The sequence below is a fragment of the Streptomyces sp. B5E4 genome (assembly GCF_039871555.1).
Lineage (GTDB): Bacteria > Actinomycetota > Actinomycetes > Streptomycetales > Streptomycetaceae > Streptomyces.
In genome coordinates this window covers 1-770 of the sequence record NZ_JBDPMI010000081.1, presented here as the reverse complement: position 1 = coordinate 770, position 770 = coordinate 1, and the positions used below count along the sequence as shown (strand labels likewise).

The 770-nt window shown below is 71.6% G+C and carries 1 protein-coding gene; it reads right to left on the bottom strand.

Translation table 11 applies throughout. From position 1 onward, the window contains the following. Positions 1–381 (bottom strand): hypothetical protein (locus tag ABGA99_RS36540; RefSeq protein WP_347584288.1); only part of this gene is annotated, 381 nt, incomplete at its 3' end. Positions 382–770 lie beyond the last annotated feature (389 nt).

Here is a 770-nt window from a genome sequence, read left to right as displayed (position 1 = left end):
CTCGACCTTCGCCGGCACCAGCTCCAGGCCCAACCGGGCAGCCAGGTCCCTCGCCCGCAGCCCCTGGCCGCCGCTGCCGGCCTCCAGCACGGCCAGCAGCCTGCGGTACTCAGGAGCAAGCACCTCAACCGTGACACCCTCGCGCCACTGGGGGACCACCGCACCGGCCACGGGCTCCTTCACCTCGACCGGAACCCGGGCCGGCCGGACCGGCTCCTGCAGCACAGCCCCCGCGGCCAGGACCTCGGCCAGCTCCGCGAGCGCGACGACCCGCCGGCCCAGCACAGCCTCCGCCTCCACCAGCTCGACCCGAACCCGGTCCGCCTCGGCACGCAGCTCCTCCACCCGCACCCGAGCAGCCGACTCCCGAGCCTCCAACATCCCCATCACCGACGGCACCCGCAATACCTCCCCGACGAAACAACACGACATGCCGTCCCTGCCGCAGAACCACCGACATCATGCCTGAACAGCGAAAACGCAGCTATCACATCCGGAAAGACAACGGCTTCTGAGGCGTCTGGGTTGGGTTTGGGGCGGTTTGGTTTGTTGGTGTCATGCGGCGAGTTCGACGCCCTCGGGGGTGCGGGGGCGAAGGCGGGTGCGGGGATTTGATCGGCTTGCGGGCGGACTTGGTGGGCGGGGGCGTAGGCCGGTGCCGGGGTTTGATCCGCTTGCGGGCGGGCCGGTGTGGCGGGGGCGAAGGCCGGTGCCGGGGTCGGGCGGGTTGCGGGCGGTCTCGGTGTCGGGGTGGGGGTCCGGTGTGTGGT